The sequence below is a fragment of the Hansschlegelia beijingensis genome (genome assembly GCF_014196425.1).
Taxonomy (GTDB): Bacteria; Pseudomonadota; Alphaproteobacteria; order Rhizobiales; family Methylopilaceae; genus Methylopila; species Methylopila beijingensis.
In genome coordinates this window covers 608,760-633,656 of sequence record NZ_JACIDR010000001.1, presented here as the reverse complement: position 1 = coordinate 633,656, position 24,897 = coordinate 608,760, and the positions used below count along the sequence as shown (strand labels likewise).

The following is a 24,897-nucleotide window of genomic DNA, read 5'->3' as shown; positions in this document are numbered from 1 at the left end:
AAGGAAAGGCGTGAGCGCGTGATCCCGGCCGCGCGCTGCGAGCCGGGATCGTCCTCCCCGAGGGGCGCTCGATCCTGAACGCGATGCCGGATCGGCGGCGCGGCGCCGCCGGCCGGGATGACGGAAGCTCAGCTCTCGCCAAACTTCAGCGTCTTGATGGCGTCGAAGTCCTGGACGCCGCCGCCGACGCGCTTGGTGGTGTAGAACAGCACGTAGGGCTTGGCCGTGAAGGGATCGCGCAGGATCCGCACGCCGATCCGGTCGACCACCAGATAGCCTCGGCGGAAATCCCCGAAGGCGATGGCGTGGGCGTCCTCGGCGACGTCGGGCATCGCCTCGGCCTCCACCACGGGGAAGCCGATCAGCGTGGCGCTGCCCTGCCCGGTCGCCGGCGGCTCCCAGAGATAGCGGCCGTCGGCGTCCTTGAGCTTGCGCACGGCCGCCTGGGTGCGGCGGTTCATCACGAAGGTCGCGTTGCGGCGATAGCCCGAGCGCAGCGCATAGATCAGGTCGAGCAGGCGGTCGGAGGGGCTCGTGGTCGCGAAGGCGCCGTCCGCGCCGGTCGCCACATAGCCGATCTTGCCCCACTCCCAGGCCGAGTTCGCGACCTTGGCGGGCGTCAGGAAGCCCTGCGGCCGGGTGGTTCCGTCGCCGGTGACGAAGGCCACGCTCTCCTGCTCGGCGAAGGCGGTCTCGACCTCCTCGGCGATCCACTGGTCGAGGTCGACCGCCGCGTCGTCGAGCAGCGTCTGGGTCGCGGCCGGCATCGCGAACAGCTCCATCGCCGGGAAGGCGAGCTCGTCGAGCGTCGGCGTCGCGGACTGCGCCCGGCCGCCGGTCTCGGAGGCCCAGCCGGAGGCGAAGCCCGCGGTCGCGAACGGCTTGCGGAACACCGAGGCGGTGACCTGGCGCACGGTCGCGATGGCGCGGATCGGGGAGACCTCGGCGAGCCGGCGGCCGATCTCGCGTTCGGTGACCTCCGGCACGAGATAGCCGCCCTGCGCGTCGGTCACGGCGGCGAGCGCCTTGCCTTCGAGGCTCTTCAGCGAGGCGACCTCGCCGCGGCGCACATAGGCGTCGAACGCCGCCTTGTGCTCGCCGCGCGCCGCCGGCTCCCGGCCGCCTGCGGCCTCGAGCGGGGGACGGCGGCTCTTCAGCGCGAGCGTGTCGAGGACCCGCTGCTGGCGGTCGAGCGCGTCGTCGAGCCGGGCGAGCTTCTCGCTCGTCAGCGCGTCAGGCGAGAGCCGCGCCTCGATCTCGGCCAGGCGCTCGTCATTGACCTCCTTGAAGGTCTCGAAAGCGCGCATGAAGTCGTCGAAGGCGGTCACCACCTCGAGGCTCGACGGCGCGCCCTCGGCGGCCTTGGTCTCGGGCGAGCGGAGTTCGGCATGCGTCATCGGTCAGCCTCTGGCGAAACAGCCGCGCTGAGGCGGCGGGAAGGATGAAGTGAGCCGCGCTTGACCGCCGCGACGCGGGCGTCCGGCAGCATCGGGAAGGTGACGACCGAGATCTCCCAGAGGTCGATCTCGGTGAGGCGGCGCACGCCGCCGGCCTCGCGGACGCTGCGCACGGCGCGGAAGCCGATCGACAGCCCGTCGAGCGCGCCCTGCCGCAGCAGCGCGTGGACCTCGCGGGCGCGGGCGACCGCCAGGTTGAGCCGGCCTGTGACGCGCAGCCCGCGGGAATCCTCGACGAGCGCGCTCCAGGCGCCGATCGGCTCGGCCGGATCGTGCTGGAACAGGAAGCGCACGCCGAGCGGGCCTCTGGCGGCGAGCGATCTTGCGAAGGCGCCGCGCTCCACCCGGTCGCGGCCGAGGTCGACGACGCCGAACAGCGAGGCGTAACCCTCGACCCGCCCATCGGCGGAGACCGCCGGCGCGACGGGCAGGCGCTTCAGTTCGGGCGCGTCGGAGCGCGCCCGGGTGAGCGGATGGGGCATGGCGGGTTCTTCCAGAAGCGCTATGACGCAGCGATGAGCTCAGCCACGACCAGCCGGGGAAAGGTCGCCGCCATCGCGCTGGCGGCGCTCGTCTGCGCGCAGACCCGGGCGAGCGCGACGGACCCCCGGATCCAGGAGGAGAAGATCCTCAATCTCGGGCTGTTCGCGGGCTATGTCGTGGCCTGCAAGGTGGCGACCGAAGCGCAGGCCGCGGAGATGTTCGAGCGTTTGAGCGCGGGGCTCGGCGAGCTCACCGCAAAGGAGAAAAGACGCCTCGCCGCGGCGCGGCGCGCGGGCCGGCGGACCGAGTGTCCGGACGGTCCCCTGAAGACGGCGGTCGAGCGCGGCTGGGCGAACTACGCCGGCGCCAGCTTCAAGCCGGAGCCGCCGCCGCCTCCGGAGAAGCCCGCGGGCGAGGACAAGCGCTGAGCGGCCGTCACGCCTCGTCGCGCCTCCGGTCTCGCGGCTGATAACCCACCGCGGCGCGTTTCTCGTCGTCGCTGAGGAAGGTCGCGGCGGTGACCCGGCGCCACAGCGCCTCGCGCTCGCCCGCCAGCGCCTCGACCGCGTCGAGGTCCGGCCTGAGCGCCAGCTCCGCGCCCCAAGCCGGGCCGAGCCATCCGGCGATCGACTGCGCGATCCGCGACAGCAGCGGCAGCGCCGTCTGGCGCCACAGCGCGCGGTTGGCCTCGCTGTAGTTGGCGTAGGTGGCGTCCCCCGGAATGCCCAGCAGCATCGGCGGCACTCCGAAGGCGAGCGCGATGTCGCGCGCCGCCGCGTTCCTGGCCTGCAGGAAGTCCATCTCCTGCGGCGTCAGCGCCATCGGCCGCCAGTCCAGCCCGCCGTCGAGCAGCAGCGGCCGCCCGGCGTTCGCGGCGCCCGAAAACTGCGCCTCGAGCTCCGCCTTCAGCCGCTCGACCTGGTCGTCCGAAAGCCCCTGCCCCTCCGGCCCCTTGTAGACCAGCGCGCCGGAGGGCCGGGCCGCATTGTCGAGCAGCGCCTTGTTCCAGGCGGAGGCGGCGTTGTGGAGGTCGACCGCCTGCGCGGCCGGCTCGAGCGGGCTCAGCCCGTAATGATCGTCGAACGGGTGGAACAGCGTCAGGTGCAGGATCGGCGGCGTAGGCTCGGCGCGCTGGTCGAAGCGCGAGACCTCCGCGCCGACGCGGTACTCATAGGCTTCCGGCCAGCCTTCCGGGTCGGGCAGCACCCGCATCCGGTCCGGCCGCAGCACGTGCAGTTCGCGCGGCTCGCCGTCCAGCGTCACGGCCTCCAGATAGGCGTCGCCGGAGATCAGCAGGTGCGAGACGAGGGCTTCGACGAGCCCGGCCTTGCCCTGCCGCGGATTGGGTCGGCCCAGCAGGTCGAGCAGGGGGTGGGCGTCGAGCTCGCGCTCGCCTTCCGTGAGGATCAGCGGCACCCCGCCCGCGGCCTCCGCCACCATCCGCACCGCGCGATGCGCCACGGGGTTTCGCTGGTAGCCCTCGCGGGCGAGCGTCGCCGGATCGCGCGCGCTCCAGACCGCCCGAGCGCCTCCGTGCAGCGCCGCAAAGGCCGCGAAGCCCCCGCTCTTGGTGTGCGGCGCGCGGCGGAACAGGCGCGGGAAAGCAAAGCCCATGAAGCCCTCCAGTATTCTGAACTAGAGATGAACGGGCTGGACGCCCGTCCGGCGGAGAGGAGATCTTCGCAGGATCGCACGCAGCGCCCCTGCCGCATTGCAGCGTAATCGTCAGCTCCGACGGAGAGACCGGCGCGGGAGTTCTGGAACAATTCTGACTGGGCGACGTTCGGGAGCCGAGGGCGCACTTGTGAGCCGCGCAATATCGCGGCGTATGAGGGCTTTATTCATGAGGAACATTCTTCTTGGCACGGCCGCGGCGATCGCCATCGTCGCGGCGCCGGTCGGCGCGTTCGCGCAGAGTTCCAACCAGGGCTCATCATCGAGCCCGTCCAGCGCGGGGGGCTCGTCATCCGGCTCGTCCGGCGGCGCGGGCATGAGCGGCGCGGGCTCGTCCGGCTCCGCAGGCGGCGACGCATCCTCGTCCGGCTCGACCGCCGGCGGCGGCACGAGCTCAGGCGGGACCTCGCCTTCCGCCGGCTCGGAGCCCGGCTCGCGAGGCGGTTCGGCCGGCGAGCGGGGCATGTCCGGTTCGGCCGGCGGTTCAGCGTCGGATGAGCGTGGCGGCGACCGCTCGGGCTCCGGCTCGCCTTCCGCGGGAGAGTCCTCGCGTTCCGAGAAGGCCGATGGATCGCGTTCCGAAACCCGGCCGGGCGAAATGGAGAAGAGCGGTTCCGACCGGTCGGAACCGAGCCAGGATTCCGAGAAGTCGCGCACCGGGTCCGGCTCTGCGGGCCGGGACGACGCCACGAAGGATCGCGCGGGGCATCGCTCGGGCTCGGATCGCTCCACCTCCTCTCCGGACGACAAATCCGGCTCCGATCACCGCTCGGACTCCCGCTCGACCACCGAAAGCGACACGCGCAGCGGCGGCGCATCCCGGGAGACGAGCACCTCGAAGACAAAGGTCAACGTCACCAGCGATCAGCGGACGACGATCCGCCAGACCATCGTGAGCTCCGGCGGCGGCGCGAAAGTCTCGCGCTCGAGCCTGGGCGGAGCGAAGGTCAGCGTCGGCGTGTCGGTGCCGCGGACGGTCACGATCCATCGGCTGCCGCCGAAGATCGTCGAGATCGTCCCGGAATACGCAGAGTACAGCTACTTCATCACCGATGACGACGTGATCGTCATCGTCGATCCGGACACCTACGAGATCGTCTACGTCATCGAGAGCTGACCGACGTCCGGTCGGGCCGCGGAGCGCATCCGCGGCCCGACTGGAACAAAGCCAGACGGCCCTACGTTTCCGGGACGAGCTCCAGGCGAACGAGACGTTCGCGATCAGGAGGATTCTCGCCATGACGAACAAACTTCTCGCGCCGCTCTTCGCAGCGGCGCTTCTTGCCGCTCCCGCGGCCCTCGCCCAGAGCGGCGGCGGCTCCGGAGGCGGCTCGGGCGGCGGCTCGGCCGGGGGCGCGTCCGCAGGCTCGGCGGGCTCGAGCGTCGGCGGCGCGGCCGGCCGATCGGGCGGAGCCGCCGGAACCGGCTCGGCCGCGACCGGCGGGACCATGGGCGGCGCCATGAACGGCGGGCCTGGCAACTCCGTCGGCGTCGCCCCCGGCGGAACCGGCGGCCTGTCCAATCCGAGCTTCAACAGCAGCGGCCAGCCGAACACCACCCGCAACAGCCGGATCGACGGCGGCGGGAGCGTCGAGTCGAACATCCAGTCCGGTCAGACAGGCCAGCTGACCGGCTCGTCCGGAACCGCCCCCGGCCAGGGCAGCGCGGGCGCCGGCCGATCCGGCGCGACCGCCGGCGGAAGGGCGCCGGGCGCGTCCGAAGGCGCGGCGGACGATCCTTCGCTCAACGCGGGCATCGAGCGCCGCTAGTCACAGGCCGAGCACGCGCGGCCCTCGGCCGCGCGCGCTCAGCATCAGATGCGTCACCGCCCAGACCAGCGCGTCGACGCGGTCCGGCGAACGCCCGTCGGCGAGGCCGTCGAGGCCCAGCGCCGCCATCTCGTCCTCCAGCCGCGCATGCGCGCCGACATGGAGGACGCGGCCCTGCGCGTAGAGCGCCGCCACCGGCTCCGCCCGCAACCACTTGCCGCGCGTGGCCCGCACGGCGACCACCGGAACCTGCGGGTCGGCCTGCGCGATCACCGCGCGCACCATGTCGCCCCCCTGATTGACCTCCGCGACGAGTGCGTCCGCCTCCAGGCGACGCCAGAGCGCCACCGCGCGCGCGGCCCACACCTCGGGGCGGCTGGCGTGGAGCGTCGCGTCCTCCAGCACATAGCCGCGCCCATCCGCGCCGAGCCCGACGGCCACCAGCCCGCAGGCGTCCGACTTCTTGCCGCCGGCCGGCGGATCGACCGCCACCACGATGCGGGTCAGCTCAGGCGCGGCCGCGACCCGGCCGCGGTTGATCGCCTCGCGCGTCCAGAGCCCGTCGTCCCGATCCTCGAGCAGTTCGCCGTCGAGCTCCTGTCGGCCGAGCCTCGTCCCCGCATAGGTCCCGACCACCGCGCGCAGGAAGCCCGGCGCAAGGTTGGCCGCGTTGGCGCGCGTCGTGGCCCGGGTGACGGCGACCGCCGGATCGGCGAGCAGCCGCTTCAGCAGCGGGACGGCGCGGGGCGTGGTGGTGGCGATCTGCCGTGGCAGCCGCCCGAGGCGCAGCCCAAACTGCAGCATGTCCCAGGTCTCCTCCGCGCGCCGCCATTTGGCGATCTCGTCGCACCAGGCGGCGTCGAACTGAGGCCCCCGCAGCGCCTCGGGGTCTTCGGCCGAAAACCCCTGCGCGATCGCGCCGTTGCGCCAGACCAGCCGGCGCCGGCTCGGCTCATAGGTCGGCCGGTCCCAGCGTCGATGCACCGCGAGCAGGCCGGAAACGCCGTCGATCATCACCTCGCGCAGATCCGAATAGGTTTCGGCCACCAGCGCGATGCGCCCGGCCGGCCGCTCCGCGAAGCCGGTCGCGCCGAGCGCGACCCCGCGCACCCATTCGGCGCCGGCCCGGGTCTTGCCGGCGCCGCGGCCGCCCAGCACGAGCCAGGTGGTCCAGTCGCCGGGCGGCGGCTGCTGGTCCTCGCGGGACCAGACGGGCCAGTCGCCGTCAAGGAATTCTATCTCATTGGGCGACAGCGACGCCAGCAGGCGGTCACGCGTCCTCCCCTCGCAGGCGAGCAATGCGGTCCGCAAGCGCATCGCGGAGGGCGTCAATATCGGCGGGAGCGCCATCCGCGTCATCATCCTCCGCAGCGCCGATCGCCGGCCCGGCCTCGTATTTCTGAAGCTCGCGCAGAGAGCGCACGAGGCTCGCGAGCGTCCGCGCGTGGACCGCCGCCTCGCCGGCGGCGAGGCCGTCCTGTCCGGCGAACACCGCCTCGACGGCGCTGATCTGCCTGTCCACTTCGCAGCGAATCCGGCTTACGGCGCGAGCGCGTTCGACGCTGCGACGCCGCCAGCTCTCGCGCGCCGCGAGCCGGCCGAGCGAGCTCCGCGAGAGGCCGACCCGAAGGGCGATCTCGACCTGGCTGAGCTCGCTCTCCTCGTATAGCCGCCGGGCTTCGGCGACCATCGTCTCGGTGATGCGCGACGCCGGCGCCGTCCGCCTGGGGAACGCCGCGTCCTCGCCGGCGGGGACCGCCCGGCCGTTCTGGACGCGATTTCGGAGCATGGCTGAACCCTAACCGAGGAGCGTCACGCTCTCAATGACTATTTTCCTATTCTCGCGCAGAACGAACCGCGCCGGCCGCCTGCGCAGGACGGCCGGCGCGTTCGGGCGCTCCGTCACCTGCCGGTGGTCGGGGTCTCGCTGTGGCCGCGCAGGTCCTTGACGGGGGCGTCGGCGGTCCCGGCCGAGGTCGGCGTGTCCTTCATCCCATCCGCGCCCGCCGAGCCGTCCATCGACTTCTTGTCGTGCTTGGCCTTCTTGTGGTGCTTGTCCGCCTTCTTGTGCTTGTCCGCTTTCTTGTCCTTGGCGTGCTTCCCCATGTGATCGCCGCTCATGGAGCCGCTCGGGCCCTGCTCCATGGCCGAGTTCGCGCCCATGCCGGACGCGTTGTTCCCGGCGCCGGTGGCCTGCGCCATGGCGAGGGTCGGCGCGGCGGCGAGCGCGAGCGCGGCGACGCTGGCCGCGATGGCGTTGCGAGTGATCATGATTCCTCCGCTATGTCTTCGACTTGGGGCGGCAGGTCACACGGCTTCGGATCAGGCTTACGTGCGCCGCCAGACAGCGGCCGCAGAAGCGCAGCCGCGATCCCGATACGGTCCGTGTCGACACATCTGTTTCGCGAACGCGCCGGATTTGTTTTCGCCGCCGCATGGAACATTTACGTCATGGGCGCCGATATGCACGACGACCCGCTGCCTGAGCCCGAACGCTCGCCTGCGCGTGCGGCGCGCAGAGAGCCCGGGGCCGCTGCGTGCAAGCCGCAGAACGTATGTGAGAAGGAGGCGCTCATGATGCGCGGGATTCTGGTCGCTTCGGGGCTGCTGCTCGCGGCGTCGGCCGTCGCGGCCCCGGCTCCGGTCGGCGTGTGGAGCATGCCGAAGGACAAGGCGACGATCCGGATCTCGACCTGCGGCGACGCGCTGTGCGCGACCCTGATCGGCCTCAGGAAGCCGAACGACAAGAACGGCCGCCCCAAGGTGGACAAGCACAACCCCAACCCTGCCCTGCGCAATCGCCCCGTGATCGGTCTCTCGCTGCTCACCGACATGAGGCGCGAGGGCAACGGATGGGCGGGCCGGTTCTACAATCCGGACGACGGCCGCACCTATGCAGGCACGATCATGGCCGACGGGAGCAGCCGGCTGAAGCTGCGCGGCTGCGTGATCGGCGGGCTTCTGTGCAAGACCCAGGTGCTGCGCCGCGTCGACTGAGCCGGGCCGTGTCGTCCGCGAGGTATGCTAGTCGGGACCCCGACACACGAATCGAGGGTCCCTGTTCATGCGTCGCCTTGCCTGCGCGCTCGCGCTCCTGCTCAGCTCCGCTCCTTGTTCGGCCGCCGACGCCGGCCTCGCGGCAAGCCTCCGGCGGCTCGAGCCGGAGACGCGCTTCCATCAGCTTTGCGACATCGAAACGATGCGGCGCATCCAGGAGGAAGGCGGCCCGTTGAAGCCGGACCGCATGGTGATGGACGCGATCCGCCCCGCCACGGCGACCGGCGACACCCTGTCGGGCAGCGGCGCGGCCATCCGCAGCGGCGGCAAGTGGTATCGGCTCGCCTTCAGCTGCCGCGCGACGGGCGATCGCATGCGCGTGCTCGCGCTGACCTACCGCGTCGGCGCTGCGATCCCCCAGAAGGACTGGGAGAGTTACGGGCTCTGGCGGTGACGCGGGAAGCTCCCCGCGCCGCCGCCGGATCAGAGCCGCCCGGTCAGCGCCAGAATGACGATGATGATCAGGATGATGCCGAGAATGCCGCTCGGGCCGTATCCGAAGCCCGACGAGTAGGGCCAGGTCGGCAGCGCGCCGATGACGAGCAGAACGAGAATGATGATCAGGATCGTCGACATCTGTTGGCTCCGAATCTAACCGCTCGTCACGGCGTCGAACGACGCGCTTACGAGCAGCAAACTTCTGAAGCCGGGTAAGGGTTCCGGAAAGGGCGCGCGATGCATGGTGACGCGAAATAAAGCGGTCGGCGAGGAACCTGAAGCCGCTTGTCGCGAGTTAGCCTGAGCCGGCTTGCCGGCAGGGGCGGAGGATGGACTGGCATGGCGGGCGAGTTGCAGACGCAGGTGAGCTTCGCCCCGCCTGGCTCAGCGAGCGACGGTTGCTCCAGGCTGCTCGCGGGCCTCCACGCCGGCAACTGTCCCCTCGGCCCCGCGAACCGCTGGCCGCTCGCGCTCCGCAACATCGTCACGACGATCCTCCCGGCGCGCGTCCAGATCGTGCTGTTCTGGGGCCCGGACTTCGTCGCCCTGTACAACGACGCCTACGCGCCCACGATCGGCGACAAGCATCCGCGCGCGTTCGGCCGCCCCGCGATCGAGAACTGGGGCGAGCTCTGGGACGACCTGGAGCCCCTGCTGAGCCGGGTCCGCGACGGCCGCGGGACCGTGTTCGCGCACGACCGCCCCTTCTACATCGAGCGTCACGGCTTCGGCGAAGAGGTGTTCTTCGACATCTCGTATTCGCCCCTGTTCGACGACGGAGGCGCCGTCGAAGGCGTGCTGTGCATCGTCAACGAGACGACCGACCGCATCCAGGCGCAGCGCAAGGCGATCGCCGACCGCGAGCGTCTGGCGGAGATGTTCAAGCAGGCGCCGGGCTTCATGGCCGTGCTGGACGGTCCCGACCACGTGTTCACGCTGACCAACGCCGCCTATCAGAGGCTGATCGGCGGCCGCAAGGTTCTCGGAAAGCCCCTGCGGGCGGCGCTTCCGGAGCTTGCCGGCCAGGGATTTCTGGAGCTGCTCGACCGCGTCTACGCGACAGGGGAGCCGTTCACAGGCCGCGGCATGACCGCGGCGCTGCCGCGCGCCGGCGGTGGGCCGCCGGAGCAGCGCTCGCTCGATTTCATCTACCAGCCGCTCAAGGACCGCGGCGGACGCGTCACCGGGATCTTCGTCGAGGGCACGGACGTCACCGACCAGATGCGCGCGCTCGAGGGGCAGCGCGAGAGCGAGGACCGGCTACGGCTCGCCACCGAGGCCGCCGCGGTCGGCACCTGGGACTACGACCCGCGCGGCGGCGCGCTGCGTTGGGACCGGCGCTGCCGCGAGCTGTTCGGCATCTCGCCTGACCGCCCGATCACCTATGAGAACGCCTTCCTCGCTGGCCTGCATCCCGACGACCGCGACCGCGTGGCGGCCGCGGTGCGCGCCGCCACCTTGGAGGGGGCCCAGTTCGACATCGAATACCGGACGATCGGGATCGACGACGGCGTCGAGCGCTGGCTGTCGGCCCGCGGCAAGGTCGTCGGCGAGGGCGGCGCCAGCGGCCGCTTCGTCGGCACCGTGGTCGACATCAGCAGCCGCAAGCAGGCCGAGGCGGCGCTGATCGCCTCCGAGCGGGCGCTCCGCGAGGAGACCAACGCGCTCGAGATCCTGAACTCCACCGCCGCCCGGCTGGCCGCCGAGCTCGATCTCGACAAGCTCGTGCAGGCGGTGGTCGACGCCGGCGTCGAGCTCTCCGGCGCCCGATATGGCGCGTTCTTCCACAGCGCGCCGCGCGACGAGGAAGACGCCGGCGGCGCTGCGCAGGGCCTTCCGGGCGCCGAGGTCGGCGGCTTCTCGCAGTTCCCGACGCCGCACGCGCCCGAGCTGTTCGGGCCGACCTTCCGCGGGGAAGGCGTCGTGCGTTGCGCCGACCTCGCGGCCGATCCGCGCTACGGGCAGGCCCTGCTGGCGGACGGAGCCTCCGAGGCGCCGCTGTCGGTGCGGAGCTATCTGGCCGTTCCGGTGACCTCCCGCGGCGGCGACGTCATCGGCGGGCTTTTCTTCGGACATCCCGAGCCCGGCGTGTTCGGCGACCGGACCGAGCGGCTGATCACCGGGCTCGCCGCGCAATCTGCGATCGCGATCGACAACGCCCGCCTGTTCCAGGCCCAGCAGGCGCTCAACCGGACGCTCGAAGCCAGGGTGGCGGAGCGGACCCGCGAGCGCGATCGGATCTGGCGGCTGTCCCGCGACCCCTTCCTGGTGGCGGACCGCGAGGGGCGCTGGCTGAGCGTCAGCCCCGCCTGGACGGACCTGCTCGGCTGGACCGAGCAGGACCTGCTGGGGCGGACCTCCGAGTGGATGGAGCACCCCGACGATCGCGCCACGATGAGGGACTGGCTGGCGCGCCTCGCCGCCGGCGAGGAGACCGTCGAGCGGTTCGAAAGCCGCTTCCGCAGCAGCACTGGCGGCTATTCGCGCTTCTCCTGGACGGCCGTCGCGGAGGATGGGCTGGTTTATTGCGTGGCGCGTGACGTCACCCGGGAGATCGAGGCCGCCGAGGCGTTGCGCGAGGCCGAGGAGACGCTGCGCCAGGCGCAGAAGATGGAGACCGTCGGCCAGCTCACCGGCGGCGTGGCGCACGATTTCAACAATCTGCTCCAGATCATCAGCGGCAATCTCGAGCTCATGCAGCGCAACCTGCCGGAGGACGCGCCGAGGCTCAGGCGCGCCGCGGAAAACGCCATGACGGGCGCTCGGCGGGCGGCCCAGCTCACGCAGCGCCTGCTCGCCTTCTCCCGGCGCCAGCCGCTCCAGCCGAAGCCGACGGACGTCAACGGGCTGATCGCGGGCATGTCCGAGCTTCTCGGCCGCACGCTCGGCGAGATCGTCGAGATCGCGATCGCGCCGGCGCCCAATCTCTGGCGGGTCGAGGTCGACCCGAACCAGCTCGAGAACGCCCTGCTCAACCTCGCCATCAACGCCCGCGACGCCATGCCGGAAGGCGGCAGGCTGACCATCGAAACGGCGAACGAGAAGGTCGACGCGAGGACACGCGACATAGCGCCCGGCGAATACGTCACGATCAGCGTCGCCGACACCGGCGTGGGCATGGCGCGCGACGTGCTGGAGCGGGCCTTCGAGCCGTTCTTCACCACCAAGGAGGTCGGCAAGGGCACCGGGCTCGGGCTTTCGATGGTGTACGGCTTCGTCCGGCAGTCCGGCGGCTATGTGAAGGCGATTTCAGAGCTCGGCGGCGGCGCCACCGTGCGGATCTACCTGCCGCGTCTTGTCGGACAGGATGAGCGCGATCCCGGGGAGACGCAGCCGGAGCCGGTCGAGACCCGGCGCGGCGGCGGCGAGACCATCCTGGTCTGCGAGGACGACGACCATGTCCGCGCCTATTCCGTCGGCGTGCTGCGCGACCTCGGCTACCATGTGCTGGAGGCGCATGACGGGCCCTCCGCGCTCCGGCTGCTGGAGCGCCAGGACGGCCGGGTGGACCTGCTGTTCACCGACGTCGTGCTGCCAAGCGGAATGACGGGCGCGGCGCTCGCGGAGCGGGCGCGCGCGCTGCGGCCGTCGCTCAAGGTGCTGTTCGCCTCCGGCTATGCGCGCGACGCCATCGTGCATCACGGCCGGCTCGACCCGGGCGTGGAGCTGATCAGCAAGCCGTTCACGTTCAACAATCTCGCCGGCCGCGTGCGGGCGGTGCTGGACGACGCGGCCGGCTGAAACCGCCGCGGCGTCAGACGCCGTGCGGCGCGAGCGCGGCGTCGGCCGCCACGGGCGCGACCAGCGTGACCTTGAGGCCCGGCCGGTTGTCTTCCTGGACGAGCTCGCCCTCGAGCTGCCTGACCAGCGCGGCGATCATGCGCGTGCCAAAACCCTGCTTGGACTGATCCTGCGCCCCAACGCCCTGGTCCGCGACCGAAAGCCGGAGCCGCGCCCGATCCTCGACGAGCGAGATCGCGAGCGGGCCGGCCGCGCCCCCATAGGCGTATTTGGTGGCGTTGATCACGAGCTCGGTGAGCACCAGCCCAAGGCTGATCGCGCGGTCGGTCGGAACCAGGACGGGCGCGACGTCGAGCGACATCTGGCGCGCCCAGTCGTCGCCGATCGAGGCCGCGATGTCGTGGACCAGCTCCTCGACATAGCGGGCGGCGTCCACCGAGCGGACCTGGTCGGCGCGGTAGAGCCGGCGATGCACGAGCGCGACCGCGGTGAGCCGGCGGCGCGCCTCGTCCAGCGCGGGGGCGAGCCCCGGCTGATCGGACGCGCGAGCCTGCAGCGCCAGAAAGCTCGACACCAGCTGAAGACTGTTCTGGACGCGGTGATTGACCTCGCCGACCAGGAAGTCCTTTTGCTGGATCAGCAGGTCCTTTTCGTCGAGCGCGGCCACCAGGCGACGGTTCAGGTCGCGCAGCCGGCGCGACTGCCAGACCTCGGTGACGGCGGCCCGCAGCCGACCCGCGGCCTCTATTTCAGGACCGGTCCAGCGCCGCGCGCGCCCGCGCACCGTCTCGCGCCAGCTCTCGAACGAGGCGCGCGGCGTCAGCGCCTCCTCCGGTCCTTTCGCAACGTCCTTGTGGGGGTTTCCGGCCCACTCGACGACCTCGATCTCCTCCGCGCGGAACCACATCACGATCCAGGGCTCGCTGAGCGAGAGCGTGATGGCGAGCAGGCCGCTCGCGGCGTGCCGGTAGGCCGCCGCGTCAGGCAGCAGCTCAGCAAGCCGCGCGGTGCTGAACACCTGGTCGGCGCTACGGTTGAGCGCCCAGGCGGCGAGCGCGCGGATCTGCTCCTCGGCCGGGCAGCGGCCATTGGTCAGCAGATCGCCGCCGCGCAGGATCGCCACGCCGTCGCCCCCGAGCGCACGGCGGATTTCGGCCACATGGTTGGAGATCGCGGCGTCGAGCGACCCCTCCCGCGACAGCAGCGCCACGAGATCGTCCTGGAAGCCCCGCAGCCGCACGCGCTCGCGGAACGCGTCGCTCTCGTCCTTGGCCCGGATCTGCCGTCCGAGCATTCCGGCGAGCGCCCGGCAGGCGGCGCGCCGCGCGAACGGAATGTGCAGGGGGGTCTCGTTGTGGCAGGCCACCAGCCCCCACAGGACCCCGTCCTTGACGATCGAGACCGACGCCGAGGCGCGCACGCCCATGTTGCGCAGATACTGGAGGTGGATCGGCGAGACGCTGCGAAGCGCGACGTCGCTGAGGTCGATCGGCTCGCCGCCGAGGGTCGCGGGCTGAAGGGGCGCCGGCGTGTAGTCGACGTCCGGAATCACGCGGATCGGGTTGCGGAGATAGAGCGCGCGCGCCTGCCGCGGGATGTCGGAAGCCGGGAAGCGATGATTCAGGAACGAGCGGAGACCTTCGCGCCGGTCCTCGCCGACGACCGAACCGGAATCGTCGTCGAGGAACTGGTAGATCATCACCCGGTCAAAGCCGGTGAGACGCCGGAACTCGGCGGCCGCAAACCCGCACAGCTGCTCCACCGTGGAAGCCCGCTCGAACTCGGACGCAGCCGCTTCGAGATCCCCGAGCACCACGCCCAGCCGCGCGCCGTCGGGGCCGGCGGGCTCGAGCTCCACCATGGTGAGGTCGCCGGATCGCTGCGCGCTGACGTCGAAGAGCGCGCCCGACGGCCCGCGCAACACGCCGATGCAGGCCGCGCCGGAGCGCGCCGCCGAGGCGGCCGGCAGAGCGTCGACGATCTCGAGGCCAAGCAGCTCGGTCGCGGATTTGCCGAGCCAGTCGCCGACGCCGAGCACGTCCTGGATGTCGCCGGCGCCCGCGACCGCGTTCTGATCGCCGTCCAGCGCGAGAAGAAGGCCATGGGGTTGGATCGCGCCCGGAACGTGTATGGGTTCCCGGTCGCACGCCGTCAGGTCGGGACTGCTCAAAGGTGACGGGTCTCCGGCTTGGACAGCTCCCCGCCGCGAGCTATGGCATGGTACGCCGATATGGAAAACCTGATTTGACGTGTCCTGCCTACCCGAACGCCGGCCGCGCCGCCCGGCTTCGCCGTGACACGGCCGCCTCCCACGCCGGCCTGGACCGCCGGATCATGGCGGCCGAGCCGTTCCGGGACCGCGCGCGTTTCGCCGGTTTTCTCTCGGCCCAGCGAAGCTTTCTGCACCACGTCGAAGACCTCTATCACGATCCGGTGCTGGCGAGCTGGCTGCCCCGGCTCTCCGGCTCCTCGCGGCTCCGCGCGGTGAACGCCGACGCCGAGGACCTCGGGGCGCCTCCGCTGCGGGCCGTTCCGCGCCTCCGGGCGACCTCCGCGGAAGGGCTGGGCTGGCTCTATGTGGCGGAGGGCTCCCGGCTCGGCGGGGCGGTGCTCGCCGCGACGGCCGACCGCCTCGGCCTGAACGCCGCCTTCGGCGCGCGCCACCTCGCCCCTCCGCCCGAAGGCCTCGGCGCGTTCTGGCGCAGCTTCCGGAGCCGGCTCGACGCCGCCCCGGTGCCGGCCGAAGAAGAAGACGCGGTGCTGGCGGGGGCGCTTGCGGCGTTCGGTTTCGTGAGCGACGCGATGACGACCAGCCTCACGCCCGCCTGACGGCGCGCGATCAGGCCTTGCTGCGTGCGCGCGCAGGCTCGATCTCGGATGCCTCGTCCTCGGCGGGCGCCGCCGCCAGCAGGTCGCGCGTGAGCCGCTTGATCGCCGCCATGCGGGCCGCCTGATCGTCGCCGATGCGGTTGAGCAGGAGGTCGATCGCCCGGTCCGCGAGCGCCGGGTCGTCGCCGTCGGACAGGCGCGCCAGAATGCCGGCCAGCGCTGCTTCAAGCTCCAGGTCGCTCATGGTCCCCCCGACCCTTTCGCCGCCGGCCCCGTGAGGCCTGATTCGTTATTTTCGGCAGGACGGGTAGCAGATCGCTTAAGACGTGTCGAAGCGACGCGGGGCCCGGCGAAGCTCAGTAGGAGGCGTTCGGCCACTCGGTCGCCGCCCCTCCAAACATGCGGGCGCAGCGTTCGCGCTCCTCGGCGAACCGCTCGCGCATCAGCGCCTGGATCGGCTCGGAGCGGAAAGGCGGCTTCGGCTTCGCCTTGCGGTTGAAATCCGGGCGGACGCCGGACGGCTTCGCGGCGGCCGCGCCAAGAAACCCCAGGATCTCGGCGCGCGTGGCCTCGGGCTCGGCGGCGATGTCGTCGAGGAAGAAGAAGCGGAAGCGGCCGTCGAAGCGCTTGCTCCATTTGGCGGCGATCCGCGTCGGATAGGACCGGTGGATCACCCCCGGCCGGTCGAGGAAGGCCGTGACCGCCGCGAGGTCCTGCTCGCGCTCGGCCGCGTCGTCGTTTCCCGCGAGCGCCATCCGCCAGGCCGACCACGCCCGCTCGACGGGATCGCGCAGCAGCAGCACGACCTTCGCGGACGGGAACCGCCGCGCGAGCTGCCGGATGACCGGGTTCGCCAGCGAGGAATAGCCGGGCGTGATGTCGCCCGAGATCTGATCCGCCTTGTCGGCGAACAGATCCGCATAGGCGTCGAGGTCCTTGGGCTTGTCCGCGAGCGCCGCGACCTTGCGGAAGAAGGCCTTGTCACGGGCGTCGAGCGGCTTCAGGCCGCGCCGGCGGCGCGTGCGCGCATAGCGCTCAGGATCGGTGAGGAAGCGCTGGGTCGCGTGCGCGATCCGGCCGGTCGGGAACGTCCGGTCGAAGTAATGCAGCTCCTTGAAGGGCGGCATCCAGAAGTCCGGATGGAGCTGCAGCTGGTCGTAGAGCCACTGCGTGCCGGCCTTCTGCAGCCCGACGCAGAAGAAGTCCGGCCCGTCGCCGCGGACGGCCTCGCGCGGCGCTCGGCCCATCAGGCCCCTGAGCGCGTCGAGCGGACGGCTCTGCAGATCGAAGATCGTCGGCAAGGCGTTTCTCCCCGCCGCGATCATAACGCCTCCCCGAAGCCGGGGAAGCGACCCTTGCGGCAAGCGCCTCAGCCGGCGAGCTTCAGCCCGCCATTGGGCGTGCGGATCTCGATGTCGACCTCGAGGGTCGCCAGCGTGTCCTTGGTGTCGGTGGTGATCCGCACCTTCTCGGGGTCGATCGCGATGTGCTTGGCGATCACCGCGAGGATCTCGTCCTTCAGCGTCGCGACCAGGTCGGTGCGGCCGAACACCGCCCGCTCATGGGCGAGCAGCAGTTGCAGCCGCTCGCGGGCCGCCGGCGCGGAGCTGCGCCGGGAGAAGAACTTGAGAACGCTCATGCCGCCCTCCTTCCGAACAGGGAGCCGAAGAGGCCCCTCTTCTCGGTCGGGACCGTCATCTCGATCGTCTCGCCCCTCAGCCTGCGGGCGGCGTCCAGATAGGCCCGGGACGGGGCCGAGATCGGGTTGGCCAGGGTGACGGGCGAGCCGAGGTTGGAGGCCTTCAGCACTTCCGGGCTCTCGGGGATGATGCCGAGCAGCGGGATCGACAGGATCTCGAGGACGTCGTCGACCTTGAGCATGTCGCCGCGCTCGGCCCGCACCGGGTCGTAGCGCGTCAGCAGCAGCAGCTTCTCGATGGTCTCGCCGCGCTCGGCCTTCTCGGTCTTGCTGTCCAGCAGGCCGATGATCCGGTCGCTGTCGCGGACGCTGGAGACTTCCGGGTTGGTGACGATCACCGCCAGATCCGCGTGGCGCATCGCGAAATAGGCGCCGCGCTCGATGCCGGCGGGGCTGTCGCAGATGATCCAGTCGAAGCGGCCCTTGAGCTCGTTGATGACGCGCTCGACGCCTTCGGCGGTCAGGGCGTCCTTGTCGCGGGTCTGGCTCGCGGGCAGCAGCGAGAGCGAATCGACCCGCTTGTCCTTGATCAGCGCCTGGTTGAGGTTGGCGTCGCCCTGGACCACGTTGATCAGGTCGTACACCACCCGCCGCTCGGCCCCCATGACGAGGTCGAGATTGCGCAGCCCGACGTCGAAGTCGATGACCACGACGTTTTGCCCGGTCTGCGCCAGAGCCGCGCCGAGCGCCGCGGTCGACGTGGTCTTGCCGACGCCTCCCTTGCCCGACGTGACGACCAGAACCTCAGCCATTTGGAATTCTCCCCGTAAAGGATGTTTGGAGCGTCACGTCAGTCGAGCGCGTCGACGCGCAAGTTTTCCCCGTCGAGCCAGGCCTTTACGGCCTTGCCCTTGAGCTTCGGATCAAGGCGTTCGGTGGTCATGTAGACGCCGTCGATGGCGAGCAGCTCGGCGTCGAGCTTGCGGCAGAAGATGCGCGCCTTGGCGTTGCCGGCGGAGCCCGCGATCGCCCGGCCGCGCAGCGCGCCGTAGACGTGGATCGAGCCGGAGGCGATCACCTCCGCGCCGGAGGCGACCGAGCCGCAGATCGTCACGTCGCCGTTGAACGAGATGGTCTGGCCGGAGCGCACCGGCTGCTCCACCACCAGCGAGCCGGTCGCGACGCTGCCGGGCTCGGGCGCCGAGAGTTCGCCGGCCGCGCGGCCGCCGACCGGCATGGCGAGCCGGGCGTTGGGGCCGTCCAGGAACTTCGGGTCGCAGCCCTCGACGCCGATCAGCCGCACGCCGCGGCTCTCGAGCTGGCCGAGCAGCGCCGCGAGCGTGCGCGGCGAGGCCTTGATGGCGGAGACGTCGAGCACCACCGGGCGGTCGCCGAAGAAGCCGGGCGAACGCGCCGCGAGCGCGTCGAGCTCGGCCAGCCAGTCCTCGGTGGGCGGTTCGGGCGTCAGCACCAGCGCCATGAAGGAGCGGCCGCGGAAGCGCACCTGCCGGCGTTTGCCCTCCGGTTCGGGCGTGTTGGGAACGATCTGGAGGGCGGCGGCTGGCGGCACGGTCGGCGTCCCGGACTCAGGTGGTTAAGGAAGCGTTGAGCTGAGTTGACGCCCGCTTGGTTAACGGGGCGTAAACGACCCGGCAGTTCTTGCCGGGCGCCGTGCGAAAGCGGTGCGAAAGCGTGCGCGGCCGCCGCTCGACCGCGAGGCGCAAGGCTGTCAGGCTGGCCTCATGCGCATCGCCCCGCCCTGCTCCCGCCGCTTCGCCCTCCGCCTGATCGCCCTGCTGGCCGCGCTCGCGCCGGCGGCGGCGCACGCGGCCCCGCCCGGGCTCGACGCGCGCGACATCAGCCGCGAGATGATCATCGGCGACCCGGCGGCCCCGGTCGGGGGCGATCCGAAGGGCGACGTCACCATCGTCGCCTATCTCGATTACAATTGCGGCTTCTGCAAAAGGTCGGCCCCGGCGCTCGAGAGGCTGGTGAAGACCGACGGCAGGATCAAGCTCGTCTACAAGGACTGGCCGATCCTCGCGGAAAGCTCGGTCGCCGGCGCCAAGATCGCGCTCGCGGCCAAGTATCAGGGCAAGTACGAGGCCGCCCATCGCGCGCTGATGAGCCTGCCGGGGGGAAATGTCGCGCATGCCAAGATGCTGGCGGCCGCCGCCACGGCCGGCATCGACATGGCCCGGCTCGAGACCGACGCCGCCGCCCACGACGCCGAGATCGTCGCGCTGCTCAAGCGCAACGACGCGCAGGCGCGCGGCATGGGCTTCGCCGGCACGCCGGTCTATCTGATCGGTCCGCTGCTGGTCGCAGCCGCGCCGACCTATGAGGAGTTCCGCGACGCCGTCGCCCAGGCGCGCGAGCGCCAGCAGGTGCGCTGATCCGCAGCCTCCCTCGCCTCAGCCCGCCCGGCTTAACTGCCGTTCGGCCGCGTCCGCGGAATCCTCAGGGCTGAGGTTGAACGCCAGCCGCGCCTCCGGCGCATGCTCGCGCAGCGCGTTGATCACCGCCTCGAAGATCGGGGTCATGGCGGGCACGATCCGGAGCCCCGCCCCGACCACGACGCAGTCGAACCGCTTGCCCGCAAGCGCGGCCGCGACCTCGCCGGCCGCGGCCTCCGCCGTCGTGGTGAGCGCAAGCTCCGCCTCATGGCCGCGCTCGCGCAGCGCGCGCATCGCGGCGTCGAGGCCGGCCTGCACCTTGGCGGCGTCCATGCCCGGCGGGATCGCCGGGTCCGAGAAGTCGACCATGTCGGGCTTCTCGCCGATGATGAGAACGCGCTTCGCTTCGGACATGAGCTTGCCTCCCGCGCGCCGGCCGGCCCTGCGCCGCGCCGCAGCCCGCTTGAGGATAGCGCGCCGAGGCCCAGCGTCATGGCCGGACGGAACGCCCGGCGAGGTCCGGATCGTCTTCCGACGAAGCGCCGGCTTGCCGAGAGGGCGCCCGGCGTCGCCGGTCTAGTGCGCGGGGCTGACCTCGACCGGTCCGCGCGGGGCGTCGCCAAGCGTGGCCGAGACGGTCGCCCGGGCCGTCCTCGTAGCGCCGATCCGGGACAGCAGGATGACCGGCAGCAGCCCGACCGCGACGATGATCAGCGCCGCCACCGCCCCGTCCTCATAGGTTCCGCGCGCGGCCTCGCCGTAGAGATGCGTCGCCAGCGTCTCGAAATTGAGCGGACGGATCAGCAGCGTCGCGGGCAGCTCCTTCATGCAGTCCACGAAGACGAGCAGCGCGGCGGCCGCGAGCGCGCTCTTCGACAGGGGCAGGTGGATGCGCAGGAAGGCGCCGCCTGCGCTCTGGCCGAGCGTGCGCGCGGCGCCGTCGACCGCCGGGGGTATGCGGGCGAGCCCGCTCTCCGCGCCCCCGACCCCGATGGCGAGGAAGCGGATCACATAGGCCGTCACGAGCGCGATCCCGGCCCCGATCAGCGGCGCGCGGAGCTGCGCCTCGAAGCCGGCCTGCGCCGCCGCGGCGATCAGACCGTCGAGCGCGCCGAGCGGCCCGAGCAGGCCGATCACCACCACCGTCCCGGGCATCGCGTAGCCGAGCGTCGCGACGCGCGCGAGGCCGGGCGCCGCCGTCCGCGGCGCGAGGCGAGCCGCATAGGCGACGAGCGCGCCGAGCGCGATCACCACCAAGGTGGCGGCGCCGGCGACCAGCGCCGTGTTCAGGATCTCGCGCGGGATCTGGTCCGACAGACCGTTCTCGGCCACGCGCTTCGCCGCCTGCACCGCGAGATGGGCCGCGGGCGCGGCGAAGCCGAACAGGACCGGCAGCATGCCGAGCGAGAAGGCGAGCGCGCCCTTCGCGGGCGACAGCCGCCGCGGCTCCCAGCGGCGCGGCGCGTGGCCGGCGTTCGCGAAGCGCTGCCGGCGGCGCGCCCAGCGCTCGATCGCAACGAGCGCCGAGACGAGCGCGAGCATCACGAGCGCGATCTGCGCCGCGCCTGCGAGGTCGGAGCGGGTGATCCAGGTGGTGTAGATCGTGACCGTGATGGTCCGGACGCCAAGGAATTCGGAGGCGCCGATGTCGTTCAGCGCCTCCATCAGGGCGAGACTGACCCCGAGCGCGATTCCCGGCCGTGCGAGCGGCAGAGCCACCCGCCAGAACGCTTCCCGCCGCGAGGCGCCGAGCGTGCGCGCGGCCTCGAGCAGACCGGCGGACTGGGTGAGGAACACGGCGCGCACCGAGAGATAGACGTAAGGGTAGAGCACGAGCCCGAGCAGCAGGATGCAGCCCGTCATCGAGCGTATGTCGGGCAGGCGGAACGCGCGCGGGCTCTCATAGCCGAGCAGCGCCCGCACGGCGCCCTGCACCGGCCCCACCGGATGCAGCATGTCCAGATAGGCGAAGGCGACGACATAGGTCGGGATCGCGAGCGGCAGCAGCAGCAGCCATTCCAGCGCGCGCCGCCCGGGGAAATCGCAGGCGGTGACCAGCCAGGCCGCGCCGCAGCCGACCGTCGCGACGAACAGGCCGACGCCGATGAGCAGCGCCGCCGTCTCCCGGACGGCGTCCGGCAGCACATAGGCGAGCAGGTGCGGCCACTGCTCGAGCGAGCCGCCGAGCGCCGTCGCGACCAGCGACAGCGCCGAGCCCGCGGGCAGCGCCGCGACCAGCGCCGCGGCGGCGATCCAGCCGGCGTGGCGCGGCAGAATCCGGCGGCCGACCACGCCCGCTTTCAGCGCCGCCGTCACTGACGCCGCAGCCGGATCAACGCCGCGTCATTTGTCGAAGCCGACCTGATCGACGAGCTCGCTCGCTTCCTTGCGATGGGCGGCGATCGTCATCAGCGGCGTGTCGTCGACGTTCAGCTCGCCGAGCTCGGCGATGAGCGGATGAGCCTGGGCGGAGCGGGCCACCGGATACTCGAAGTTCGCCTCGGCGTAGATCTTCTGCGCCTCGTCCGAGACCAGGAACTCGAGCAGCTTCACCGCGGCGTCCCTGTTGGGCGCGTTCCTGGCGATCGCGGCGCCCGAGACGTTCACATGCGCGCCGCCCTTCTCGAAGCGCGGCAGGACGATCTTGATCGCCTTGCCCCACTCCTCCTGCTCCTTGCCGCCTTTGCCGGAGCGCATGAGGCCGACATAGTAGGAGTTGGCGACGCCGATGTCGCAGACGCCGCCGAGGATGTCGCGCGCGACGTCGCGGTCGCCGCCGGCCGGCTTGCGGGCGAGATTGGCCTTGAGGCCCGTCAGCCACTCCTGGGCCGCCGGCTTGCCGTTCCGCGCGATGAACGCCGCGACCAGCGCGGTGTTGTAGGGATGCTGCCCGGAGCGGATGCAGAGCTTGCCCTTCCACTTGGGATCGGCGAGCTCCTCATAGGTGATCTTCGAGAGGTCGAGGTCGTTCGCGGCGTAGACGACCCGCGCGCGCATCGAGAGCGCGAACCACTGGCCGTCCTTGTCGCGCAGCTGCGGCGGAATGGCGTTCTCGAGCGCCGCGGACGTCACGGGCTGGGTCACGCCCTGGTCGACGAGATCGACGAGATTTCCGAAGTCGACCGTCATCAGCACGTCGGCGGGCGAACTGGCGCCCTCCGACTTGACCCGCTCCGCCAGGCCGTCCTTGAGGACGACGGTGTTGACCTTCGTCCCCGTCTCCTTCTCGAACCGCTCGAGCAGCGGCTTGATCAGGCCGGGCTCGCGCGTCGTGTAGAGGTTGACCTCGGCGGCGCCGGCGGCCGCGGGCGCGGCGGCTGCGATCATCCCCGCAAGAACGAGGCGCATGGAACGTCCGGCGATGGCCATTGTCGTCTCCTTTCGTCTCGCCGCGGGGCGCGGCGAAGAGGATTGGCGACAGTTCCGGCCCAAGATCAAGCGCGTTGTTTTAGAGTTGTTCAAAGATACTGCGGCGAGGGCGCGATTTACACCATCGGCGCCGATGAGGCCGCCTGTTCTTCAGTGTTTCGCGCTCGCCGGAAAGATCATTCCGGCGGCCGGGTTGACGACGATGTGAACGAGGTCGCCGGCCGCGAGCGCCGGCGGGTCGATGACCTGGGCCCGCACGGGCTCCTCCAGCCCGGCGACCCGGAGCGTCAGGTCATGCGCGTGGCCGACGAAGGCGACCGCCAGCACCTCGGCCGGAACGCCCTCGGCGGCGCAGGCCAGCCTCACGTCCCGCGCCCGGACGAACACGGTGGCGGCCTCCCCGTCCGCGACCGTCGCCGGCGCGGGGAAGGCGCCGAGCCGCGTCTCCACCGCTGCGCCGACGCGGCGGCCCGGCAGGGCGACCGCCGGCGCGAAGAAGTCCGCCGCCTCGCGGCTCGCCGGCCGGCGATAGACCTCCTCGGGCGGGCCGGCCTGAACCAGCGCGCCGGCGCGCATCAGCGCCACGCGGTCGCCGCTCGCCATCGCCTCCTCGGGATCGTGGGTGACCAGGATGGCGGCCGCGCCCGCGGCGCGCAGCACGTCGAGCGTGCGCTCGCGGATCTGCGCGCCGAGCCTGCGGTCGAGGTTCGAGAACGGCTCGTCCATCAGCAGCACCGCGGGCCCCGGCGCGAGCGCGCGGGCGAGCGCGACGCGCTGCTGCTCGCCGCCGGACAGCTCGTGCGGATAGCGCGGCCCGAAGCCCGCGAGGCCGACCCGCTCCAGCCACGCGTCGACCACCGCGTCAGCCTCCGCCCGCCGAAGGCCGCGCAGGCCGAAGCGGACGTTCTGCGCGACCGACAGATGCGGGAACAGCGCGTAGTCCTGGAACATGAAGCCGACGCTGCGCCGGTCCGGCTCGACGAACACGCCGCGCCCGGCGACCAGCGCGCCGGCGATCCGGATCTCGCCGGAGGACGGCGTGTCGAGCCCCGCGATCAGGCGCAGCAGGGTCGATTTCCCGCAGCCGGACTGGCCGACCAGGCTGAGAATCTCGCCGGCCGCGACGTCGAGCGTGAGCTCCCGCAGCACGGGCTTCGCGCCGAAAGTCTTGGAGAGCGCGCGGAGCCGGACTGCGGCCGGAAGGTCGGTCATGCCAGCATTCGCTCGCGCTCGGAGAGACCGGCGTAGGAAGGCGCCGCCGGCCCCGCTGTCAAGCGAGCCGCGCTCAGGCCCTCGCGCCGACCGCCGCCCTCTTGACCCTCGGCGCCTCGCCGGGCCCCGCGCCCAGACAGGCGTGGAGCCGGCCGCCGCAGAGGCGCCGGCCCCCAAGGCGCGCTACGCGCCAAAAATCAGCCGCCGCCGCGCTCCTGCGCCCACAGCGCCTCGATCTTGCCGCGCAGCGCCTCGCGCGCCTTCTCCAGCTCCGCCGCGTCCGCCTCCCCGCGCGCGCGCCGCCCCGCGGCCTGCGCCGCCGCCTCGCTGCGGTAGCGGCCGACCTCGACCAGCGTCTGCGTCAGAAGCCGCAGCGTGCGCGCCGCCTTCTCGCCCTCAAGCACCGTCATGGCCGCCGCCGCGACCCGCGCCTGCATCGTCTCGAGCGCGTCGAGCTGCGCGACGATGGCGTCCTCCGCCCGGTCGATCGCCGCCCGCCGCTCGTCCAGCACCCTTTGGCCGAGTTCTTGGAGCGCCCTGTCGCGCGAGCCCGCGGCCACGACCGCCGCAGCCTCCACCTCCTCCACCCGAAGCCTGCGCCGCCGCCACCCCCAGCTCTTCACCCGCCGATAGAAGGTGTTGGTCCCGATCCCGAGAATTCTGGCGATGTCATGCGGCGAGAGATCGGTCTCCTCATAGAGGGTCCTGGCGTGGGCGATCTCGTCAGCGGAATGGGCGCGGAAGGCGGGCATGGTGGGGGTCCGGGCGGCGACCCGCCGATCATCGCACGACGCCGCGGCGCGTTCTATGCTTTTTTTCCTAGGTGACTAGCG

General features: G+C 71.7%; 26 protein-coding genes. 8 read left to right on the top strand and 18 right to left on the bottom strand.

The annotated features are described in order from the left end of the window. Positions 1-128 precede the first annotated feature (128 nt). Both GGR24_RS02865 and GGR24_RS02860 read right to left on the bottom strand, forming a co-directional pair. The gene (locus GGR24_RS02865; RefSeq protein WP_183393770.1) at positions 129-1,397 is read right to left on the bottom strand and encodes a phage major capsid protein; all 1,269 of its coding nucleotides are present in this window, start codon (positions 1,395-1,397) and stop codon (positions 129-131) included. Next, positions 1,394-1,939, bottom strand: a complete 546-nt coding sequence (locus GGR24_RS02860) for an HK97 family phage prohead protease (RefSeq protein WP_183393769.1) — start codon at positions 1,937-1,939, stop codon at positions 1,394-1,396. The genes GGR24_RS02865 and GGR24_RS02860 overlap by 4 nt, the downstream gene beginning before the upstream one ends. 33 nt (positions 1,940-1,972) lie before the next feature. On the opposite strand from GGR24_RS02860, the gene GGR24_RS02855 reads away from it, so the two are divergent. Further along, complete coding sequence (locus GGR24_RS02855; RefSeq protein ID WP_183393768.1) at positions 1,973-2,368, top strand: hypothetical protein; 396 nt, start codon at positions 1,973-1,975, stop codon at positions 2,366-2,368. 7 nt (positions 2,369-2,375) lie between these two features. Here GGR24_RS02855 and GGR24_RS02850 read toward each other — a convergent pair whose 3' ends face one another. Next, positions 2,376-3,554 carry a phage portal protein gene (locus tag GGR24_RS02850; RefSeq protein WP_183393767.1) on the bottom strand — a complete coding sequence of 393 codons (1,179 nt, stop codon included), beginning with the start codon at positions 3,552-3,554 and terminating at the stop codon, positions 2,376-2,378. A 229-nt stretch (positions 3,555-3,783) separates the two neighbouring features. On the opposite strand from GGR24_RS02850, the gene GGR24_RS02845 reads away from it, so the two are divergent. Together GGR24_RS02845 and GGR24_RS02840 are read left to right on the top strand one after the other, a co-directional pair. Next, positions 3,784-4,731 (top strand): DUF1236 domain-containing protein, encoded by a 948-nt coding sequence (locus tag GGR24_RS02845; protein WP_183393766.1) that lies wholly within the window; start codon positions 3,784-3,786, stop codon positions 4,729-4,731. Positions 4,732-4,852: 121 nt separating this feature from the next. Beyond that, positions 4,853-5,383 (top strand): hypothetical protein, encoded by a 531-nt coding sequence (locus GGR24_RS02840; RefSeq protein ID WP_183393765.1) that lies wholly within the window; start codon positions 4,853-4,855, stop codon positions 5,381-5,383. On the opposite strand, the gene GGR24_RS02835 is transcribed toward GGR24_RS02840, so the two are convergent. The 3 genes from GGR24_RS02835 to GGR24_RS02825 form a co-directional block, all read right to left on the bottom strand. Next, positions 5,384-6,700 (bottom strand): DNA-packaging protein, encoded by a 1,317-nt coding sequence (locus tag GGR24_RS02835; RefSeq protein WP_246397915.1) that lies wholly within the window; start codon positions 6,698-6,700, stop codon positions 5,384-5,386. Then, entirely contained in the window at positions 6,654-7,172 is a 519-nt protein-coding gene (locus tag GGR24_RS02830) for a hypothetical protein (RefSeq protein ID WP_183393763.1), read from the bottom strand. The genes GGR24_RS02835 and GGR24_RS02830 overlap by 47 nt, the downstream gene beginning before the upstream one ends. Positions 7,173-7,285: 113 nt before the next feature. Further along, a complete protein-coding gene (locus GGR24_RS02825; protein WP_210286010.1) occupies positions 7,286-7,654 on the bottom strand; it encodes a hypothetical protein in 369 nt (122 codons plus the stop codon). A 303-nt stretch (positions 7,655-7,957) separates the two neighbouring features. On the opposite strand from GGR24_RS02825, the gene GGR24_RS02820 reads away from it, so the two are divergent. Beyond that, positions 7,958-8,380 carry a DUF2147 domain-containing protein gene (locus GGR24_RS02820; RefSeq protein WP_246397914.1) on the top strand — a complete coding sequence of 141 codons (423 nt, stop codon included), beginning with the start codon at positions 7,958-7,960 and terminating at the stop codon, positions 8,378-8,380. Between the two features lie 67 nt (positions 8,381-8,447). Next, positions 8,448-8,834: a DUF930 domain-containing protein gene (locus GGR24_RS02815; RefSeq protein WP_183393762.1), complete on the top strand. Its 387-nt coding sequence runs from the start codon at positions 8,448-8,450 to the stop codon at positions 8,832-8,834. A 29-nt stretch (positions 8,835-8,863) separates the two neighbouring features. On the opposite strand, the gene GGR24_RS02810 is transcribed toward GGR24_RS02815, so the two are convergent. Beyond that, positions 8,864-9,016, bottom strand: a complete 153-nt coding sequence (locus GGR24_RS02810) for a DUF3309 family protein (RefSeq protein WP_183393761.1) — start codon at positions 9,014-9,016, stop codon at positions 8,864-8,866. Positions 9,017-9,217: 201 nt separating this feature from the next. Between GGR24_RS02810 and GGR24_RS17465 the strand changes: the two genes are divergently transcribed. After that, positions 9,218-12,619 (top strand): PAS domain S-box protein, encoded by a 3,402-nt coding sequence (locus GGR24_RS17465; RefSeq protein ID WP_210286009.1) that lies wholly within the window; start codon positions 9,218-9,220, stop codon positions 12,617-12,619. 13 nt (positions 12,620-12,632) lie between these two features. Here GGR24_RS17465 and GGR24_RS02785 read toward each other — a convergent pair whose 3' ends face one another. Then, positions 12,633-14,789: a histidine kinase dimerization/phosphoacceptor domain -containing protein gene (locus GGR24_RS02785; RefSeq protein WP_183393760.1), complete on the bottom strand. Its 2,157-nt coding sequence runs from the start codon at positions 14,787-14,789 to the stop codon at positions 12,633-12,635. Positions 14,790-14,863: 74 nt separating this feature from the next. Between GGR24_RS02785 and GGR24_RS02780 the strand changes: the two genes are divergently transcribed. Continuing rightward, entirely contained in the window at positions 14,864-15,448 is a 585-nt protein-coding gene (locus GGR24_RS02780; RefSeq protein WP_210286008.1) for a biliverdin-producing heme oxygenase, read from the top strand. Between the two features lie 10 nt (positions 15,449-15,458). Here GGR24_RS02780 and GGR24_RS02775 read toward each other — a convergent pair whose 3' ends face one another. The 5 genes from GGR24_RS02775 to minC all read right to left on the bottom strand — a co-directional run bounded on the left by GGR24_RS02775 (position 15,459) and on the right by minC (position 18,657). Beyond that, positions 15,459-15,692, bottom strand: a complete 234-nt coding sequence (locus GGR24_RS02775) for a hypothetical protein (RefSeq protein ID WP_183393758.1) — start codon at positions 15,690-15,692, stop codon at positions 15,459-15,461. A 112-nt stretch (positions 15,693-15,804) separates the two neighbouring features. Further along, positions 15,805-16,749 carry a sulfotransferase gene (locus tag GGR24_RS02770; protein ID WP_183393757.1) on the bottom strand — a complete coding sequence of 315 codons (945 nt, stop codon included), beginning with the start codon at positions 16,747-16,749 and terminating at the stop codon, positions 15,805-15,807. Positions 16,750-16,817: 68 nt separating this feature from the next. Further along, positions 16,818-17,087 (bottom strand): cell division topological specificity factor MinE, encoded by a 270-nt coding sequence (gene minE / locus GGR24_RS02765; protein ID WP_183393756.1) that lies wholly within the window; start codon positions 17,085-17,087, stop codon positions 16,818-16,820. Further along, the gene (minD, locus tag GGR24_RS02760; RefSeq protein ID WP_183393755.1) at positions 17,084-17,899 is read right to left on the bottom strand and encodes a septum site-determining protein MinD; all 816 of its coding nucleotides are present in this window, start codon (positions 17,897-17,899) and stop codon (positions 17,084-17,086) included. The genes minE and minD overlap by 4 nt, the downstream gene beginning before the upstream one ends. 38 nt (positions 17,900-17,937) lie before the next feature. Next, the gene (gene minC, locus GGR24_RS02755; RefSeq protein WP_183393754.1) at positions 17,938-18,657 is read right to left on the bottom strand and encodes a septum site-determining protein MinC; all 720 of its coding nucleotides are present in this window, start codon (positions 18,655-18,657) and stop codon (positions 17,938-17,940) included. 172 nt (positions 18,658-18,829) lie between these two features. On the opposite strand from minC, the gene GGR24_RS02750 reads away from it, so the two are divergent. Then, a complete protein-coding gene (locus GGR24_RS02750) occupies positions 18,830-19,483 on the top strand; it encodes a DsbA family protein (protein ID WP_183393753.1) in 654 nt (217 codons plus the stop codon). Between the two features lie 18 nt (positions 19,484-19,501). Here the strand turns inward: GGR24_RS02750 and GGR24_RS02745 are convergent, their stop codons facing one another. From GGR24_RS02745 to GGR24_RS02725, 5 genes are all read right to left on the bottom strand, one after another. Further along, entirely contained in the window at positions 19,502-19,897 is a 396-nt protein-coding gene (locus tag GGR24_RS02745) for a hypothetical protein (protein ID WP_183393752.1), read from the bottom strand. Between the two features lie 162 nt (positions 19,898-20,059). Then, positions 20,060-21,799 carry an ABC transporter permease gene (locus GGR24_RS02740; protein ID WP_183393751.1) on the bottom strand — a complete coding sequence of 580 codons (1,740 nt, stop codon included), beginning with the start codon at positions 21,797-21,799 and terminating at the stop codon, positions 20,060-20,062. Between the two features lie 27 nt (positions 21,800-21,826). Continuing rightward, the gene (locus tag GGR24_RS02735) at positions 21,827-22,852 is read right to left on the bottom strand and encodes an extracellular solute-binding protein (protein WP_428978211.1); all 1,026 of its coding nucleotides are present in this window, start codon (positions 22,850-22,852) and stop codon (positions 21,827-21,829) included. Positions 22,853-23,002: 150 nt separating this feature from the next. Then, positions 23,003-24,064 (bottom strand): ABC transporter ATP-binding protein, encoded by a 1,062-nt coding sequence (locus GGR24_RS02730; RefSeq protein ID WP_183393750.1) that lies wholly within the window; start codon positions 24,062-24,064, stop codon positions 23,003-23,005. Between the two features lie 197 nt (positions 24,065-24,261). After that, positions 24,262-24,816, bottom strand: coding sequence for an IS1 family transposase (locus GGR24_RS02725; RefSeq protein WP_183393749.1), 555 nt, complete (start codon positions 24,814-24,816; stop codon positions 24,262-24,264). Positions 24,817-24,897 lie beyond the last annotated feature (81 nt).

What these genes read in the sequence shown, in the direction of transcription:
- GGR24_RS02865 (WP_183393770.1), bottom strand. Translation starts at nt 1,397, where the DNA reads ATGACGCATGCCGAACTCCGCTCGCCCGAGACCAAGGCCGCCGAGGGC.
- GGR24_RS02860 (WP_183393769.1), bottom strand. Translation starts at nt 1,939, where the DNA reads ATGCCCCATCCGCTCACCCGGGCGCGCTCCGACGCGCCCGAACTGAAG.
- GGR24_RS02855 (WP_183393768.1), top strand. Translation starts at nt 1,973, where the DNA reads ATGAGCTCAGCCACGACCAGCCGGGGAAAGGTCGCCGCCATCGCGCTG.
- GGR24_RS02850 (WP_183393767.1), bottom strand. Translation starts at nt 3,554, where the DNA reads ATGGGCTTTGCTTTCCCGCGCCTGTTCCGCCGCGCGCCGCACACCAAG.
- GGR24_RS02845 (WP_183393766.1), top strand. Translation starts at nt 3,784, where the DNA reads ATGAGGAACATTCTTCTTGGCACGGCCGCGGCGATCGCCATCGTCGCG.
- GGR24_RS02840 (WP_183393765.1), top strand. Translation starts at nt 4,853, where the DNA reads ATGACGAACAAACTTCTCGCGCCGCTCTTCGCAGCGGCGCTTCTTGCC.
- GGR24_RS02835 (WP_246397915.1), bottom strand. Translation starts at nt 6,700, where the DNA reads ATGCGCTTGCGGACCGCATTGCTCGCCTGCGAGGGGAGGACGCGTGAC.
- GGR24_RS02830 (WP_183393763.1), bottom strand. Translation starts at nt 7,172, where the DNA reads ATGCTCCGAAATCGCGTCCAGAACGGCCGGGCGGTCCCCGCCGGCGAG.
- GGR24_RS02825 (WP_210286010.1), bottom strand. Translation starts at nt 7,654, where the DNA reads ATGATCACTCGCAACGCCATCGCGGCCAGCGTCGCCGCGCTCGCGCTC.
- GGR24_RS02820 (WP_246397914.1), top strand. Translation starts at nt 7,958, where the DNA reads ATGATGCGCGGGATTCTGGTCGCTTCGGGGCTGCTGCTCGCGGCGTCG.
- GGR24_RS02815 (WP_183393762.1), top strand. Translation starts at nt 8,448, where the DNA reads ATGCGTCGCCTTGCCTGCGCGCTCGCGCTCCTGCTCAGCTCCGCTCCT.
- GGR24_RS02810 (WP_183393761.1), bottom strand. Translation starts at nt 9,016, where the DNA reads ATGTCGACGATCCTGATCATCATTCTCGTTCTGCTCGTCATCGGCGCG.
- GGR24_RS17465 (WP_210286009.1), top strand. Translation starts at nt 9,218, where the DNA reads ATGGCGGGCGAGTTGCAGACGCAGGTGAGCTTCGCCCCGCCTGGCTCA.
- GGR24_RS02775 (WP_183393758.1), bottom strand. Translation starts at nt 15,692, where the DNA reads ATGAGCGACCTGGAGCTTGAAGCAGCGCTGGCCGGCATTCTGGCGCGC.
- minE (WP_183393756.1), bottom strand. Translation starts at nt 17,087, where the DNA reads ATGAGCGTTCTCAAGTTCTTCTCCCGGCGCAGCTCCGCGCCGGCGGCC.
- minD (WP_183393755.1), bottom strand. Translation starts at nt 17,899, where the DNA reads ATGGCTGAGGTTCTGGTCGTCACGTCGGGCAAGGGAGGCGTCGGCAAG.
- GGR24_RS02750 (WP_183393753.1), top strand. Translation starts at nt 18,830, where the DNA reads ATGCGCATCGCCCCGCCCTGCTCCCGCCGCTTCGCCCTCCGCCTGATC.
- GGR24_RS02745 (WP_183393752.1), bottom strand. Translation starts at nt 19,897, where the DNA reads ATGTCCGAAGCGAAGCGCGTTCTCATCATCGGCGAGAAGCCCGACATG.
- GGR24_RS02735 (WP_428978211.1), bottom strand. Translation starts at nt 22,852, where the DNA reads ATGGCCATCGCCGGACGTTCCATGCGCCTCGTTCTTGCGGGGATGATC.
- GGR24_RS02730 (WP_183393750.1), bottom strand. Translation starts at nt 24,064, where the DNA reads ATGACCGACCTTCCGGCCGCAGTCCGGCTCCGCGCGCTCTCCAAGACT.
- GGR24_RS02725 (WP_183393749.1), bottom strand. Translation starts at nt 24,816, where the DNA reads ATGCCCGCCTTCCGCGCCCATTCCGCTGACGAGATCGCCCACGCCAGG.